General features: G+C 70.4%; 16 protein-coding genes. 7 read left to right on the top strand and 9 right to left on the bottom strand.

Annotated elements, in window-relative coordinates:
- Window positions 1-30: 30 nt before the first annotated feature.
- The 5 genes from BM288_RS12425 to ctaE all read right to left on the bottom strand — a co-directional run bounded on the left by BM288_RS12425 (window position 31) and on the right by ctaE (window position 5,365).
- Window positions 31-1,086: an LLM class flavin-dependent oxidoreductase gene (locus BM288_RS12425; protein WP_092919252.1), complete on the bottom strand. Its 1,056-nt coding sequence runs from the start codon at window positions 1,084-1,086 to the stop codon at window positions 31-33.
- Window positions 1,087-1,200: 114 nt separating this feature from the next.
- Window positions 1,201-2,787: a cytochrome bc1 complex cytochrome b subunit gene (gene qcrB / locus BM288_RS12430; protein WP_092919254.1), complete on the bottom strand. Its 1,587-nt coding sequence runs from the start codon at window positions 2,785-2,787 to the stop codon at window positions 1,201-1,203.
- A complete protein-coding gene (qcrA, locus tag BM288_RS12435) occupies window positions 2,784-3,911 on the bottom strand; it encodes a cytochrome bc1 complex Rieske iron-sulfur subunit (protein WP_092919256.1) in 1,128 nt (375 codons plus the stop codon). Before qcrA ends, qcrB begins: the two co-directional genes overlap by 4 nt.
- Window positions 3,912-3,941: 30 nt before the next feature.
- The gene (qcrC, locus tag BM288_RS12440) at window positions 3,942-4,751 is read right to left on the bottom strand and encodes a cytochrome bc1 complex diheme cytochrome c subunit (protein ID WP_318255551.1); all 810 of its coding nucleotides are present in this window, start codon (window positions 4,749-4,751) and stop codon (window positions 3,942-3,944) included.
- A gap of 17 nt (window positions 4,752-4,768) precedes the next feature.
- Window positions 4,769-5,365: an aa3-type cytochrome oxidase subunit III gene (ctaE, locus tag BM288_RS12445; protein ID WP_318255552.1), complete on the bottom strand. Its 597-nt coding sequence runs from the start codon at window positions 5,363-5,365 to the stop codon at window positions 4,769-4,771.
- A gap of 119 nt (window positions 5,366-5,484) precedes the next feature.
- Here ctaE and trpD point away from each other — a divergent pair, with 119 nt between their 5' ends.
- Both trpD and BM288_RS12455 read left to right on the top strand, forming a co-directional pair.
- Window positions 5,485-6,537: an anthranilate phosphoribosyltransferase gene (gene trpD, locus BM288_RS12450; RefSeq protein ID WP_092919260.1), complete on the top strand. Its 1,053-nt coding sequence runs from the start codon at window positions 5,485-5,487 to the stop codon at window positions 6,535-6,537.
- Window positions 6,516-7,490, top strand: a complete 975-nt coding sequence (locus BM288_RS12455) for a hypothetical protein (RefSeq protein WP_092919262.1) — start codon at window positions 6,516-6,518, stop codon at window positions 7,488-7,490. The genes trpD and BM288_RS12455 overlap by 22 nt, the downstream gene beginning before the upstream one ends.
- 52 nt (window positions 7,491-7,542) lie before the next feature.
- Here BM288_RS12455 and glpK read toward each other — a convergent pair whose 3' ends face one another.
- On the bottom strand, window positions 7,543-9,054 hold the full coding sequence (gene glpK / locus BM288_RS12460) for a glycerol kinase GlpK (RefSeq protein ID WP_092919267.1): 1,512 nt from the start codon (window positions 9,052-9,054) through the stop codon (window positions 7,543-7,545).
- Between the two features lie 91 nt (window positions 9,055-9,145).
- Window positions 9,146-9,871, bottom strand: a complete 726-nt coding sequence (locus BM288_RS12465; RefSeq protein ID WP_404799728.1) for an MIP/aquaporin family protein — start codon at window positions 9,869-9,871, stop codon at window positions 9,146-9,148.
- Window positions 9,872-10,135: 264 nt separating this feature from the next.
- Here BM288_RS12465 and dhaK point away from each other — a divergent pair, with 264 nt between their 5' ends.
- From dhaK to dhaM, 3 genes are read left to right on the top strand one after another with little or no spacing between them, the layout of a single operon-like run.
- Window positions 10,136-11,140, top strand: coding sequence for a dihydroxyacetone kinase subunit DhaK (gene dhaK, locus BM288_RS12470; protein ID WP_092919270.1), 1,005 nt, complete (start codon window positions 10,136-10,138; stop codon window positions 11,138-11,140).
- Window positions 11,137-11,760, top strand: a complete 624-nt coding sequence (dhaL, locus tag BM288_RS12475; RefSeq protein WP_092919802.1) for a dihydroxyacetone kinase subunit DhaL — start codon at window positions 11,137-11,139, stop codon at window positions 11,758-11,760. Before dhaK ends, dhaL begins: the two co-directional genes overlap by 4 nt.
- Window positions 11,757-12,434, top strand: coding sequence for a dihydroxyacetone kinase phosphoryl donor subunit DhaM (gene dhaM / locus BM288_RS12480; protein WP_092919272.1), 678 nt, complete (start codon window positions 11,757-11,759; stop codon window positions 12,432-12,434). Before dhaL ends, dhaM begins: the two co-directional genes overlap by 4 nt.
- A 7-nt stretch (window positions 12,435-12,441) precedes the next feature.
- Here the strand turns inward: dhaM and BM288_RS12485 are convergent, their stop codons facing one another.
- The gene (locus BM288_RS12485) at window positions 12,442-12,735 is read right to left on the bottom strand and encodes a GNAT family N-acetyltransferase (protein ID WP_092919273.1); all 294 of its coding nucleotides are present in this window, start codon (window positions 12,733-12,735) and stop codon (window positions 12,442-12,444) included.
- 31 nt (window positions 12,736-12,766) lie between these two features.
- Between BM288_RS12485 and BM288_RS12490 the strand changes: the two genes are divergently transcribed.
- Both BM288_RS12490 and BM288_RS12495 read left to right on the top strand, forming a co-directional pair.
- A complete protein-coding gene (locus BM288_RS12490) occupies window positions 12,767-13,690 on the top strand; it encodes a DMT family transporter (protein WP_092919275.1) in 924 nt (307 codons plus the stop codon).
- A gap of 46 nt (window positions 13,691-13,736) precedes the next feature.
- A complete protein-coding gene (locus tag BM288_RS12495) occupies window positions 13,737-14,633 on the top strand; it encodes a LysR substrate-binding domain-containing protein (RefSeq protein WP_092919277.1) in 897 nt (298 codons plus the stop codon).
- A 59-nt stretch (window positions 14,634-14,692) separates the two neighbouring features.
- Here the strand turns inward: BM288_RS12495 and BM288_RS12500 are convergent, their stop codons facing one another.
- Window positions 14,693-15,481, bottom strand: coding sequence for an aspartate/glutamate racemase family protein (locus BM288_RS12500; protein WP_092919279.1), 789 nt, complete (start codon window positions 15,479-15,481; stop codon window positions 14,693-14,695).
- Window positions 15,482-15,492: the final 11 nt, after the last annotated feature.

The raw sequence follows: 15,492 nt of genomic DNA on the forward strand, positions 1-15,492 counted from the left end.
CGCGCGCCGGCGGCGCGCCGCAGCCGCCGGCTACTCGCCCAGCAGCGCCCGCACGCGCGGGATGACCTCGCGGCCGAACAGCTCGATCGAGCGCAGGTTGTCGGCGTGGCTCGTGCCGGAGTCGTACTTCAGGTCGAAGCGCTCGATGCCGAGCGTCTCCGCCGCCCAGACGATCTTCTGCGCGACCGTCTCCGGGCTGCCGGCGAACATCGCACCGTGCTCCGCCACCTGCGCGTCGAACTCGCGCTCGGTCGCGTCGCCCCAGCCGCGCTCACGCCCGATGCGGTTGCGGTAGACCATCCACTGCGGCATCAGGGTGCGCTTGGCCTCCTCGTCGGTCTCGGCGACGAAGCCGGGGGAGTGCATGCCCACGCGTCCCAGGGTCGCGCCCGAGGCATCCGTGTGCCCGAATTGCTCCATCGCCTTCCGGTACAGGCCGGCGAACGGGGCGAACTGGGCAGGGCTGCCGCCGATGATCGCGAGCATCATGTCGAAGCCGTGCTTCGCGGTGCGGATGACCGACTCGGGCGAGCCGCCCACGCCCACCCACACGGGCATGCGGCCGCCGTGCTCGGCAGCGTGCGAGCGCGGATGCACCGACTGCTCCGACAACGGCGAGCGCAGCCGGCCGCTCCAGGTGACGGGCTCCTCGCGCACGAGCGCGGCGAGCAGCTCGAGGCGCTCCTCGAAGAGCTCGTTGTAGTCCTCGAGCCGGTAGCCGAACAGCGGGAACGACTCGACGAACGAGCCGCGCCCGACGATCATCTCGGCGCGCCCGTGCGAGATGCCGTCGAGGGTGGAGAACTGCTCGAACACCCGCACGGGGTCGTTCGACGAGAGCACCGTGACCGCAGTGCCCAGGCGGATGCGCTCGGTCACGGTCGCGAGCGCGCCCAGCACGATCTCGGGCGCGCTCGCCGCGAAGTCCTCGCGGTGATGCTCGCCGATGCCGAAGAACGACAGGCCGGCGTGATCGGCGGCGACGCCCTCCGCGACGACGTCGCGCAGCACCTGCGCGTGGCTGACAGGGGTGCCGTCGACGACGGGGACTGCGGCGAACGTGTGGGCGCCGAACTCGATGCTCATGGATGGTGTCCTCTCCACCCGGGGTCAACGCATCCGCTCGTCGTGCATTCCTTCAGATTCGAACGACGGAGGCCCCGGGGCGAACCCCCGGGGCCTCCGCGTCGATCGATCGGATCAGTCGTGGTGCTTCGACGCCTCGATCTCGCTGCGCGTGATCGGCTCGATGCGGTCCTCGAAGAACCAGCGGGACATGGCCGAGCGCAGGTGCGTCGCGGGCGTGATCTTCCCGTTGGCGTTCGGGCGCACCATGACCGGCGCGTAGCTCTCGTAGGCCTTGAGCTTCCACGACTGGTACTCGTCGAGCTGCTCGTGCACCTCGACGTACTCGCCGCCGGGGAGCCTGCGGATGTTGCCCGACTCGAAGCCGTGCAGCAGGATCTCGCGATCCTTCTTCTGCAGGGCGATCGCCGTGCGCTTGGTGATCCAGTACACGATGATCGTGCCGAGGATGAGCGCCGCCTGCAGCGCCCAGGTGACCTGGAACACGTTCAGGTGGAAGTGCGTCGCGATCAGGTCGGAGGAGGCGGCTGCCCACAGCACCGCGTAGAACCAGACGCCGGCCGCACCGATGGCGGTGCGCGTCGGGTTGTTGCGGGGACGCTCGGCGATGTGGTGCTCGCGCTGGTCCTTGGTGATCCACGCCTCGATGAAGGGGTAGAACATGACCAGCACGATGAACAGTCCCAGCACCGCGATCGGCAGCAGGATGTTCCACGACAGCGTCAGCCCGAAGATCTCCGACTCCAGGCCAGGCGCGAGCCGCAGTGCGCCGTCGGCGAAGCCGATGTACCAGTCGGGCTGGGTGCCGGCCGAGACGGGGGATGGGTCGTAGGGGCCGAAGTCCCACACCGGCAGGATGGTGAAGGTCGATCCGATCGCCACCAGGAAGCCGAACACGATGAAGAAGAACGAGCCGGCCTTCGCCGCGAACAGCGGCATGATCGGCGCGCCCACGACGTTGTCGTTGGTCTTGCCGGGGCCGGCGAACTGCGTGTGCTTGTTGACGACCATGAGCACCAGGTGCACGCCGATGAAGGCGATCACGAGTGCCGGCAGCAGCATGATGTGCAGCACGAACAGCCTGGGCACGATGTCATCGCCCGGGAAGATGCCGCCGAAGAGCAGGTACGAGATCCAGGTGCCCACCAGCGGGATGCCCTTGATCATGCCGTTGATGATCGCGAGGCCGTTGCCCGAGAGCAGGTCGTCGGGCAGCGAGTAGCCGGTGAAGCCCTCAGCCAGCGCGAGGATGAAGAGGATGAAGCCGACGACCCAGTTGATCTCGCGCGGCTTGCGGAAGGCGCCCGTGAAGAACACGCGCAGCATGTGCAGGCCGATGGCGGCGATGAACAGCAGCGCCGACCAGTGGTGCACCTGGCGCATCAGCAGGCCGCCGCGGATGTCGAACGAGAGGTCCAGCGTCGAGGCGTAGGCCGCCGACATCTCGACGCCCTTGAGCGGCACGTAGGAGCCGTCGTAGTGCACGGCCGTCATCGAGGGCTCGAAGAAGAACGTCAGGAACGTGCCCGAGAGCAGGATCGCGACGAACGAGTAGAGGATGATCTCGCCGAGCATGAACGACCAGTGGTCGGGGAAGACCTTGCGGCCGAGCGCCGCGACCATGGTCGAGATGCTGGTGCGCTCGTCGAGGTAGTTCGACGCCTGCGAGGTGAAGGAGGGGCGCGGGGCGGTGGTGGTCATGCGCGGTTCTCCGTCTCAGCAGCAGACAGCGGGACGTGCTCCGGGTCGACGTGGTGCAGGCGCTCGAAGAACGAGGCGCCGATCGGCTCCGTGAAGTCGCGCTGTGCGACGAGGTAGCCCTCGTCGTCCACCGTGATGGGCAGCTGCGGCAGCGCGCGCTTCGCGGGGCCGAAGACGACCTTCGCGTGGTGCGAGACGTCGAACGTCGACTGGTGGCAGGGGCAGAGCAGGTGGTGCGTCTGCTGCTCGTACAGGGCGACGGGGCAGCCGACGTGCGTGCAGATCTTGGAGTACGCCACGATGCCGTCGTAGGACCAGCCCTCGCGGCCCGGCTCCTCGAACAGCCTCTCCGGGGGCAGACGCACGAGCAGCACCGCGGCGAGCGCCTTCTGGTCGAGGTAGCCCTCGTTGTGGCCGATCTCGGTCAGCGGCTCGGGGATGACGTGGAAGGCGGAGCCCTGCGTGACGTCGGTCGCCTTAATGGGCGCGCCCGAGGGGTCGAGCGCCAGGCGCATGCCGGGACGCCACATGGTGTGGGCGATCGCCTCGACGGCGTCCTGCGCCGGTGCGAGGTCGCGGAAGAGGATGACCGCGGGCAGCGGCACCAGGGCGATCGCGCCGATGAGCGTGTTGCGGATGAGCGAGCGGCGGCTGAAGCCCGACTCCTCGTCGCCGAGCTGGAAGATCTCGACGGCCCGCGCCCGGCTGGGCTCCGAGCCGCGCGTCAGGTGGCGCTCCTCGACGACCTCGTGGCTGCTCATGAGCTGGCGGGCCCAGTGCATCGCACCGATGCCGATGCCGAGCAGCGCGAGCGCGATCGCGAGGCCGAGGAACAGGTTGTTCGCACGCACGCTCGCCATGTTGCCGAGCTCGATCGGCACGGCGATGTACGCGACGATCGCGAGCACCGAGCCGAGCATCGAGAGCAGGAACCAGCCGACCACCTGGCGCTCTGCGCGGCGCTCCTTGTGGGGGTGGAGGTCGGTCTGGCGCGGACGATGCGGCGGCAGGCCGGGGTTCTCGAACGCATCCGTCTGCTCGACGGCAGCACCGCGATCGTGGACGACGACGCTCTGCTCGTGGCCGCTGGGCTCGCGCGGAGCCGACTGGTCTTCAGCCGACATGCTGTTCCTCTCTGTCTCCTGGGCCATGGATCAGTTGGGCTTCGACGTGAGCCAGACCGTCACGGCCACGAGGCCGCCGAGGCCGAAGATCCAGATGAACAGGCCCTCCGACACCGGGCCGAGGGCACCGAGGTCGAATCCGCCCACCGACGGGTTGTCGTCGAGGTAGTGCAGGTACGCGATGATCTCGCGCTTCTGCTCCGGCGCGATGTTGGCGTCGTTGAACACCGGCATGTTCTGCGGGCCGGTCAGCATGGCCTCATAGATGTGCGCGGCGTCGATGTCGCCCAGCGGCGGCGCGAACTTGCCCTCAGTGAGGGCACCGCCGGCGCCGGCGAGGTTGTGGCACATGGCGCAGTTGATGCGGAACAGCACGCCGCCGTTCGCGATCCCCTCGTCGGAGACCTGCGAGGTGTCGAGCCACTCTTCGGCGGGACGCTCGGGGCCGGGCGCGAGCGAGGCGATCCAGTCGCCCATCGCGTCCGACTGCTCCTGCGTGAACATCGGGTCGCGCTCGAGCGCCTGCGGGCCCTGGAAGGCCATCGGCATGCGGCCGGTCATGACCTGGAAGTTGACGGATGCGGCGCCCACGCCGATCAGGCTGGTGCCGTGCTCGGTGCCCTCGGCGTTCATGCCGTGGCACGTGGCGCAGTTGGCGCGGAACAGCTCAGCGCCGTCCTGGACGGTCAGTGCCTGCGTGTGCGCGGACTCCGCAGCGGGGGCCGCGTTCGCGATGGTGCCCACCGCGGCGGACGCGCCGCCTGCTGCGACGAGGCCGATGAGCAGCAGCGCGGTGCTGGCCAGCGGATGCCTGCGGCCGGTCTTCTTTCGTGTAGCCAACGTTATTCACCCAACCGTTACTTGAGCCAGTAGATGACGAGGTACAGGCCGATCCAGACCACGTCGACGAAGTGCCAGTAATAGGAGATGACGTGAGCGCTCGTCGCTTCCTTGCGAGTGAAGCGCTTCACCGCGTACGCGCGTCCGATGACGAACAGGAACGCGAAGAGGCCGCCGCTGACGTGCAGGCCGTGGAAGCCGGTCGTCAAGTAGAAGGCGGAGCCGTAGGAGTTCGACGAGAGCGTCACACCGTGGTGGACGAGCTCGATGTACTCGAAGACCTGCAGCATGACGAAGGTGGCGCCCATGGCGTAGGTGAGGTAGAACCACTCGATCATGCCCCACTTGCTGAACTGCAGCACGCCGCCGGTCCTGCGCGCCTGGTGGTGCTCCGCAGCGTTCGCACCCGCCTGGCAGGTGAAGCTGGAGGCCAGCAGGATCATCGTGTTGATCGTGGCGAAGAGCACGTTCAGCTTCTCGGCCTCGGTGGCGAACAGGTCGCCAGACATGGCTCGGAGCGTGAAGTAGATCGCGAACAGGCCGGCGAAGAACATGACCTCGCTGCCGAGCCAGACGATCGTGCCGACCGCAACGGTGTTCGGCCGCCTGATCATCGGCGCCGAGGATGGCGACAGAGGGAGCGCAGTAGTGGACACGAGACCCATCCTAGTGACAGATGGAGGGGCGGTCTCGACCCGACGGACAGCGTGCCGCAAAAAGATAGGCTGATGCCATGGATCGCCTCTTGACCTGGCCAGTCGTGCTCGAGACGCTGCTGGACGGCGAGGATCTGGCCATCCGTCAGGCCGAGTGGGCGATGGCCGAGGTCGTCGCCGGAAGCGCCACCGAGGCGCAGATCGCCGGCTTCCTGATCGCGCTGCGCGCGAAGGGCGTGGTGTCGGAGGAGCTGGTCGGATTCCGCGACGCGGTGCTCGAGGCGGCGGTGCCGCTGCCGGGCGACGCGCGGGTGGTCGACATCGTCGGCACCGGCGGCGATCGCCAGCACACCGTCAACATCTCCACCACCGCGTGCATCGTGGTCGCGGCGACGGGCGTGCCGGTGCTCAAGCACGGCAATCGCGCGGTGTCCTCCTCCTCCGGCGCCTCCGACGTGCTCGACGCGCTGGGCGTGGTGCCCGCGGACGACGACCCCGCGGCGGTGCGGCGCATCCTGCAGGAGGCGGGCATCTCCTTCGCCTGGGCGACCAGGTTCCACCCGGGCTTCCGCCATGCCGGTCCGGTGCGCGCGCAGCTGGGCGTGCCGACCGTCTTCAACTACCTGGGGCCGCTGGTCAACCCGGCTCGACCGGAGGTCTCGCTGGTGGGCGTGGCCGACAAGGCCGTCATCGAGCAGTTCGTGGGCGTGTTCGCCACCCGCGGCGCCACGGCGCTGGTGGTGCGCGGCGAGGACGGGCTGGACGAGCTCACCACCACCGGGCACTCGGAGCTGTGGGAGGTGGCGCGCGGCGATGTCGTCGAGCACGACATCGATCCGCGCGAGCTCGGCATCCCGCGCGCCTCGCTCGACGACCTGCGCGGAGGCTCGCCCGAGCACAACGCCGAGGTGCTGCAGCGCACGCTCGCGGGCGAGGGCGGCGCCGTGCGCGACATCGTGCTCCTGAACGCGTCGGCGGCGCTGGTGGCCTGGCGCCTGGACAGCGACCCTCGGCAGAAGGACCGCCCGCTGAAGGAGCGCCTCGCGGAGGAGCTCGAGACGGCCAGGACCGCGATCGACTCCGGCGCGGCCACGCGCACGCTCGAGGCATGGCGCAGAGCCGCGAGCTGACGGCGCGCGACCGCGCTGCCGAGCAGCCGCGCGCGCACCGGCAGGGCACCTGGTCGTCCGAGGAGGTCTGGCACAGCTGGCCGCTGCGCTGGGCAGACCGCGCCTCGCGCTCGCTGCTGCTGGTCGCGCTCGCGCTCGGCGGGCTGCTGGCCTGCTACGGGCTGACGCTGCTGCTGCACCGCCCGCCAGCGCTGTCGCCATCGCTGACGCTGCGCGGCATCGGCGTGCTGCTGCTGCTGCTCGCGGCGCTCGTCGCACCGGCCTCGCGCGGCTACCGGGTCGGGGCGACCTACTGCATCGTGCTGTTCGCGCTCGGCAACTCGGTCACCATGATGATGCAGTCGACCACGCTGCTGGGAGCGACCACCTACGGCGCGCTCGACGCGATCGAGTTCGCCAGCGGCGCGGCGCTCGTCGTGGCCTGGATGCTCGTGCGCATGCGGCATCCGCTCACGATCCTGATCGTCGTGCTCGGCTATGCCATCGCCGGCGCGGCCTTCTACGCCAGGGCGCTGCCGGTGCTGCGCGCCCGGCTCGCGCAGGATCCGTGGGAGGAGGCTGCCAGCGCCGCCGACGAGGCGCTCTCCCGCGCGGTCATGCTCGCGCTGCTGCTCGGCCTCGTGCTGCTGGGCTGGTGGCTCGACGGGTGGATGCGCGCCCTGCTGCCGGTCGCGAACGTCGCGGAGCCGCACGCTTCCGGCCGCGCATCGCGCACAGGGGAGCGCAGTCGCAGGCGCTACGAGGTCATCACGATGCTCGTGGGCCTCGACCTGATCGCCATCGCGGTCGCGATCTCTGCGAAGCAGCCGGTCGAGCGCGGCAGGCTCTCCGCCGGCGACGACTGGTGGGCGTCGATCGTGCTCTCGGTGGCCACCGCGCGGGTCACCATGGTGATCGTCGCGATCGCGGCAGCGGTGATCTGGATCAGCGGCCCGGAGCTGCGCGCGACGTAGCCGCAGACGCGAACGAGGGGCGGCCGCAGCCGCCCCTCGCCTCACGCGCGGATCACTCCACGTCGTCGTCGACCCAGTCGAGCGTCTTCTGCACCGCCTTCTTCCAGTTGCGGTAGGTGCGGTCGCGCGCCTCCTGCTCCATCTGCGGCTCCCAGCGCTGGTCTTCCTGCCACTGCTGGCGCAGCTCGTCGAGCGAGGCCCAGAAGCCGACCGCGAGGCCCGCGGCGTAGGCGGCGCCCAGCGCCGTGGTCTCTGCGACGACCGGGCGGATGACCGGCACACGCAGGATGTCGGCCTGGAACTGCATGAGCGTGTCGTTGGCGATCATGCCGCCGTCGACCTTTAGCTCGGTCAGGTCGACGCCCGAGTCCGCGTTGACCGCGTCGACGACCTCTGCCGTCTGGAAGGCGGTCGCCTCGAGGGCCGCCCTGGCGATGTGGCCCTTGTTGACGTACCGGGTCAGACCGACCAGCGCGCCACGGGCATCCGGTCGCCAATACGGCGCGAAGAGGCCCGAGAACGCGGGCACGAAGTAGGCCCCGCCGTTGTCCTCCACCGACTTCGCGAGCTCCTCGACCGCGGGTGCGTCCTTGATCAGCCCGAGGTTGTCGCGCAGCCACTGGATGAGCGAGCCGGTCACCGCGATCGAGCCCTCGAGCGCATAGTGCACGGGCTCGTCGCCGATCTTGTAGCCGACGGTCGTCAGCAGCCCGTTCTCGGAGTGCACGATCTCCTCTCCCGTGTTGAAGATGAGGAAGTTGCCCGTGCCGTAGGTGTTCTTCGCCTCGCCCTTGTCGAACGCGGCCTGGCCGAAGGTCGCCGCCTGCTGGTCGCCCAGGATGCCCGTGATGGGCGTCTCGCGCAGCAGCGACTCCGAGGCGGCGACGCCGAACTCGCCCGAGGACGACTTGATCTCCGGCAGCATCGACTTCGGCACGCCGAAGTCGGCGAGAATGTCGTCGTTCCAGGTGGTCGTCTCGAGATCCATGAACATCGTGCGGGAGGCGTTCGTCACGTCAGTCGCGTGCACGCCGCCGTTCACCCCGCCGGTGAGATTCCACAGCACCCAGCTGTCGGTGGTGCCGAAGATCAGGTCGCCGGCGTCGGCGGCCTCCCGGGCGCCCTCGACGTTCTCGAGGATCCAGACGATCTTGGTGCCCGAGAAGTAGGTCGCCAGCGGCAGGCCGACCTGCTTCTTGTAGCGGTCGGTGTCGCCGTCGGCGAGGCGGTCGACGATCTTCTGCGTGCGGGTGTCCTGCCAGACGATCGCGTTGTAGACCGGCTCACCGGTGTTCTTGTTCCACACGACGGCCGTCTCGCGCTGGTTCGTGATGCCGATGGCCTTCACGTTGTGGCGCGTGACGTTGGCCTTCGAGAGCGCCTGGCCGATGACCTCGCGGGTGTTGTTCCAGATCTCCATGGGGTCGTGCTCGACCCAGCCCGCCTGCGGGAAGATCTGCTCGTGCTCGAGCTGGCCGGACGAGACGATGCTCCCGGCGTGGTCGAAGAGGATGGCGCGAGTGGAGGTCGTGCCCTGGTCGATGGCGATGACGTAGTCGTTCACCGGAACTCCTTCGTTGGGTGATGGATGTGTTGGGTGCGGTGTGTGCGCGAAGAATGGAGGGAGGGGACCGGTTCGGCCCCCTCCCTCGCGATCATGCGCCGGCGATCGTGGCGATCAGCAGCGGCGCGGTGGCGCCGCCGATGACCCCGCCGATGATCGGCCCGGCGACCGGGATCCAGGAGTAGCTCCAGTCGCTCGATCCCTTGCCCTTGATCGGCAGCAGCGCGTGCGCGATGCGGGGGCCGAGGTCACGGGCGGGGTTGATGGCGTAGCCCGTGGGTCCACCGAGCGAGGCGCCGATGCCGACGACCAGCAGGGCGACAGGCAGCGCGCCCAGCGAGGCGAGGCCTGCCGGCACTCCCAGCTCTGCGTCCCCACCCTGCGCGCCGAAGCCGACGACCACGAACACCAGCACGAAGGTGCCGATGATCTCGGTGGCGAGGTTCCAGCCGTTGTGGCGGATGCCGGGGCCGGTCGAGAAGGTGCCGAGCTTGGCGCCCGGGTCCTCTTCGATGTCGAAGTGCTGCTTGTAGGCGAGCCAGCACAGCACGGCACCGATGAAGGCACCGATGAGCTGGGCGATGATGTAGACGGGTACCGCGGCCCAGTTGACCTCGTTGCCCTGCACGAGATCCTTCGCCAAGAGCCCGAAGGTGACGGCCGGGTTGATGTGCGCACCCGAGTAGATCGAGACGACGACACCGGCGAAGACCGCGAGGCCCCAGCCGAAGTTGATCATCAGGAAGCCGCCGCCGAAGCCCTTGTTGCCCTTCAGCACGACGTTGGCGACGACGCCGCAGCCGAGCAGCACCAGCATCGCGGTTCCGACCAGCTCCGAGAGGAATATCAGACCGAGGTTCTGATCCACAGGTCCCTGCTTTCTCTTCTCCGGGCCTCATCGCCCGAACCGCCCGCTCGGGCAGTACCGACACAGTAACTGTGCTTTGCTCGGCTGTGTGCGTCCGCTGAGGATTTTCTACATGATGCGTCGAGAATCTTCAGGCTGAGGCGTAGCGTGAGGACGAAACGGACCACCGTGCTGGACCACCGGCGTCGGATCACCGCGAGGGAGAGGCCCACCGTGAAGAAGCTCATCAACGATCCCGCGAAGACCGTCGACGAAGGCGTCGCCGGATTCGCAGCAGCCCACAGCGACCTCGTGCGGGTGGTGATCGACCCGCCATTCGTCGTGGTGCGGGCCGACGCGCCCGTGGCGGGCAAGGTCGGCCTGGTCTCCGGAGGCGGCTCGGGCCACGAGCCGCTGCACGCCGGATTCGTCGGGCACGGGATGCTCGACGCGGCGGTGCCCGGTGCCATGTTCACCTCGCCCACGCCCGACCCGATCCTGGAGGCGACGAAGCAGGTCGACGCCGGGGCGGGCGTGCTGCACATCGTGAAGAACTACACCGGCGACGTGCTCAACTTCGAGACCGCCGCCGACCTCGCGCTCGCCGAGGGCATCGAGGTGCAGTCGGTGATCGTCGACGACGACGTGGCGGTCAAGGACTCCCTCTACACGGCCGGTCGCCGCGGCGTCGCGGGCACGATGCTCGTGGAGAAGCTCGCCGGCGCCGCCGCCGAACGGGGCGACTCGCTCGACCGGGTCGCCGAGATCGCGCGCACCGTGAACAGCCAGGTGCGCTCGATGGGCCTGGCGCTCGCGCCCTGCACCGTGCCGCACGCCGGCGAGCCGAGCTTCGAGCTGGGCGAGGACGAGGTCGAGATCGGCATCGGCATCCACGGCGAGCCGGGCCGCGCCCGCATCGCGCTGGAGCCAGCCGACCGGCTCGTCGACCGCCTGATCGAGCCGATCCTCGAGGACCTCCCGTTCGCGAAGGACGACCGGGTGGTGCTGCTCGTCAACGGCATGGGCGGCACGCCGATGTCCGAGCTCTACATCGTCTTCCGACGCGCCGCCGAGGTGCTCGCCGAGCGGGGCATCGACCTCGCCCGTTCGCTGGTGGGCTCCTACGTCACGAGCCTGGAGATGCAGGGCGTGTCGATCACCCTGCTGAAGGTCGACGACGAGCTGCTCGACCTCTACGACGCGCCGGTGCACACCGCCGCGCTGCGGTGGGGCCGGTGAGCGGGCTCGACGGCGCGTGGACGCGGCGGTGGATCGAGGCAATCGCCGCCGAGATCGCCACGCGCAAGTCGGAGCTGACGGCGCTCGACCGCGCCATCGGCGACGGCGACCACGGCGAGAACCTCGACCGCGGCTTCCAGGCGGTGCTCGGCAAGCTCGATGGGCTCGATGACGCCCCGACGCCCGGCGCGGTGCTGAAGCTGGTCGCCACGACGCTCATCTCGACCGTCGGCGGCGCCGCCGGCCCGCTGTACGGCACCGCCTTCCTGAAGGCGGCCATGGCCGCCGGCGACCGGCCGGAGCTCGATGCCACCGGACTGGTCGAGGTGCTGACCGCCGCCCGCGACGGCATCGTCGCCCGCGGCAAGGCCGAGCCGAACGACAAGACGATGGTGGATGCGTGGGGACCGGCCGTCGAGGCCGCCGGCGCCGCGGGTGACGACGTGCGCGCCGTGCTGGAGGCTGCCGCGAGTGCGGCGGCGGAGGGCGCGATCGCGACCGAGCCGCTGGTGGCGCACAAGGGGCGCGCCTCCTACCTGGGGGAGCGGGCGATCGGGCACCGCGACCCCGGCGCGGAGTCGACCGCGCTCATCCTGCGGGTGGCGGCGGACACCCAGTGACGGTCGGACTGGTCATCGTCTCGCACTCCGCGCGTATCGCGGAGGGAGTCGTCGAGCTGGCAGCGCAGATGGCGGCAGCGGTCGAGATCGCCCCCGCAGGCGGCACCGACGGCGGCGGCATCGGCACGAGCTTCGACAAGGTGCAGGCGGCGCTGACCGCGGCCGACTCCGGCGACGGCGTGGTGGTGCTGTGCGATCTGGGCTCTGCCGTCCTGACCGCCGAGACCGCGCTCGACTTCGCCGACGACCCCGAACGCATCCGCATCGCCGACGCGCCGATCGTGGAGGGTGCCGTCGCCGCCGCCGTCGCGGCTGCGTCGGGGGCGAGCCTCGAGCAGGTGCTCGCGGCGGCCCAGGATCAGGCGCCCGCTGCGGCGCAGCCCGCGACCGAGCAGCAGGATCTGAGTGCCCCCGCACCGTCGGCGGTGGCGGAGATCGAGCTCGCGAACCAGCACGGGCTGCACGCCAGGCCCGCGGCGGAGCTGGTGCGGACCGCGAGCGGCTTCGACGCGCAGGTCACCGTCAACGGCGTGGACGCGAAGAGCATGCTGCGGGTGCTGGCCCTCGGTCTCGATCGCGGCACGGTGGCGCGGTTCGAGGCGACCGGTGCACAGGCGACGGAGGCCATCGCGGCGATCGAGCTGCTGGCCGCGGACGGCTTCGGGGAGTCGTAGCCGGTCGTCAGTGCGTGACGTGCGCGGCGAACTCGTCGGCTGCCGCGCGGGCGACGACGAACGAGCAGATCGGTCGGATCTGCTTGCCATCGGCGATGGTGGCGCGCAGCGCCTCGTCGACGAGCGTCGAGCCGACGCCGCGGCCGCCGAACGCCGGGTCGACCTCGGTGTGCACGAAGGAGCGCACGGCCTGGGCGTCGCGGTAATCGGCGAAGCCGGCCAGCACGCCGTCGATGTGCGCCTCGAAGCGGCGTGCCTCTGCGTTCTCGGTGACCTGCGTCTGGGCCTGCTGCTCGTTCATGGGCGCCACGCTACCGGCCTATTCTGAGCGGATGGCGGAGACGGGCACCTCACGACTGGCGACAGTCCTGCTGGTGGGCCTCACCGTCGTATGGGGCTCGACCTTCTTCCTCATCAAGGACCTCGTCGAGCACGTGCCCTCGCTCGACTTCCTCGGTGTGCGGTTCCTGCTCGCCGCCGCGATCATGACCGCGATCGCCTGGCGGCGCATCGCCCGGCTGGGCCGCCCGCTGCTGCTGCGCTCGGCGGTGCTCGGGCTGCTCTACACCGCGGCGCAGATCCTGCAGACGGTCGGGCTCGAGACCACGCCGGCGTCGGTGAGCGGGTTCCTCACCGGCGTCTACATCGTGCTCACGCCGCTGATCGCCGCGCTCGCCTTCCGGCAGCGCATCGAGACGAGCACCTGGATCGCCGTGGCGGTCGCGGCCGCGGGCCTGGTGGTGCTGACCCTCACCGGCATCTCCTTCGGCCTCGGCGAGGCGCTCACCCTCGGCGGGGCGCTCGCGTACGCGCTGCACATCATCGCCACCGCGCGCTGGGCGCGGGTGGAGCACGCGCTCGGCATCGCGATCGTGCAGCTGTGGGTGATCGGCATCGTCTGCCTCGCCGGCGGCGCTCCGGATGGCATCACGCTGCCGAGCACGGGCGAGCAGTGGGCGTCGATGCTCTACATGGTGGTGTTCGCCTCCATCGCGGCGATGTGGGTGCAGACCTGGGCGCAGGCGCAGCTCAGCGCGACGCGCGCCGCCGTCATCATGACCGCCGAGCCGGTCTGGGCGACCGCCTTCGCCGTCGCCTTCGGCGGCGAGGGCATCACCTGGCGGCTGGTCGTCGGCGGCGGCATGATCCTCGGCGCGATGTACGCGGTCGAGCTGCTCGCCGCCCGCCGCCCCGCGCGCCGCGACGAGCCGCCCACCGGCGCCATCGACGCGCCCGTGCGCATGCCTGGCGAGTGAGCGGGGCGCGGAGCCGGAACCCGGTCGGGTGCGGCATGCTTGTCGCATGCATCTGGACCCGCGTCGCATCCTGATCTTCCGAACGGTCGCGCGCGAGGGCTCCGTCTCCGGCGGCGCTCGCGCGCTCGGTTGGACGCAGCCCGCCGTCAGCCAGCACATCCGCCTGCTCGAGGAGGAGGTGGGCCAGGCGCTGCTGCTGCGCTCATCGACCGGGGTCACGCTCACGGAGGCGGGCGAGCGGCTGCTGCGGCATGCCGATGCGATCGCGGGCCTGCTGGGATCGGCCGAGGCAGAGCTCACCTCGCTCGCGGAGGGCGCGGGCAGCGTCACGATCGCCGCGTTCCCGTCGGCGCTGGCCGACTTCGTGCCACGTGCGATCGCCGCCGCACGGGTCGCCGTGCCGGAGCTCACCGCGCGTGTCATCGAGCTCGAGCCGCCGGAGGCGATCGAGGCGGTGCTCGCCGGCGATGCGGACATCGCCGTCGCGTTCGAGTACGACGAGCTGCACGACGACGTGCAGCTCGCGCGCCTCGCGCTCGGCAGCGACCCCTCGCGCATCGTGCTGCCGGTCGACCACGAGCTGGTCGGCGGCGGCCCGGTCGACATCGCCGCGCTCGCCGGATCCGACTGGGTGGGCGGCTGCGAACGCTGCCGCGCGCACTTGGAGTCGCTGGCCGCCGATGCGGGCTTCGCGCCCAGGATCCAGTTCGAGACCGACGACTTCGTCGCCGCGCAGTCCTTCGTGGCCGCGACCGGCTCCGTGACGCTGCTGCCCGCCATGGCGCTGCGGGTGCTGACGCGCGACGACGTGGTGGTCGCTGCGCTCTCCGACGGCTCCGGTCGCACGGTCTCGCTGCGCTACCGGCACGGGGCCGAGCGCGTGCCGGCGGTCAGCACCGTGCTCGAGGCGATGCAGTCGCTGTGGAGCGAGAGCGCCGCCTGAGGCTCCGAGCGCCGAGGCTCAGCAGGGCAGCGGCTCGGCGGCCACGAGCCCCGGTCCGTTCAGCCGCGGGTGGCGGAGCGCCGGGCGCCGGGCGCGAGGCCATCGGCCGCCAGCTCGCCCAGCGCGATCCGCGCCAGCGCGCCGGCATGCGCCTCGCACGAGTCGATCAGCGGCACCGTCGAGTCGTCGGCGCCGACCAGCAGCATGATCTCGGTGCAGGCGAGCACGATGGCCTCGGCGCCATCGGCCACGAGCGCTGCGATTGCCTCCCGGTAGACCGTGCGCGACGCATCCGTCACCACGCCCTGCGTGAGCTCGTCGAAGATGATGCGGTCGAGCTCGGACTGCTCGGGAGCGGCGGGGACGACGACGCCGATGCCGTGCCGTGCCAGCCGGTCGGCGTAGAACGGCTCGGCCATCACCCACTGCGTGCCCACGATGCCGAGCGTGCGCGCGCCGGCGCGACCCGCCGCATCCGCCACCGCATCGCCGATGTGCACGAGCGGCACACCGATGCTCGCCTCGACAGCGGGCGCGACCTTGTGCATGAGGTTGGTCGCGATCGCGATCGACCCCGCGCCGGCGCGCTCGAGCGCGACTGCCTCGCGTGCCAGGATCTCGCCCGCCGCCGCCCAGTCCTCGCGCAGCTGGCAGTCACGGATCTCTGCGAAGTCGAGACTCGAGAGCAGGATGCGGGCGGAGGCGTGCCCGCCGCGCTCGTCGGCGACCCGCTCGTTGATCGCGCGGTAGTACTCGATCGTGGAGTGCCAGCTCATGCCGCCGAGCAAGCCGATGGTCTCGCCGGCGGCGCGGTGCCGGGTGTGCTCGGATGCGGTGGCGTGCTGCATGCCATCGATCC

It is taken from the genome of Agrococcus baldri (assembly GCA_900114805.1).
In the GTDB taxonomy this organism is placed as follows: domain Bacteria; phylum Actinomycetota; class Actinomycetes; order Actinomycetales; family Microbacteriaceae; genus Agrococcus; species Agrococcus baldri.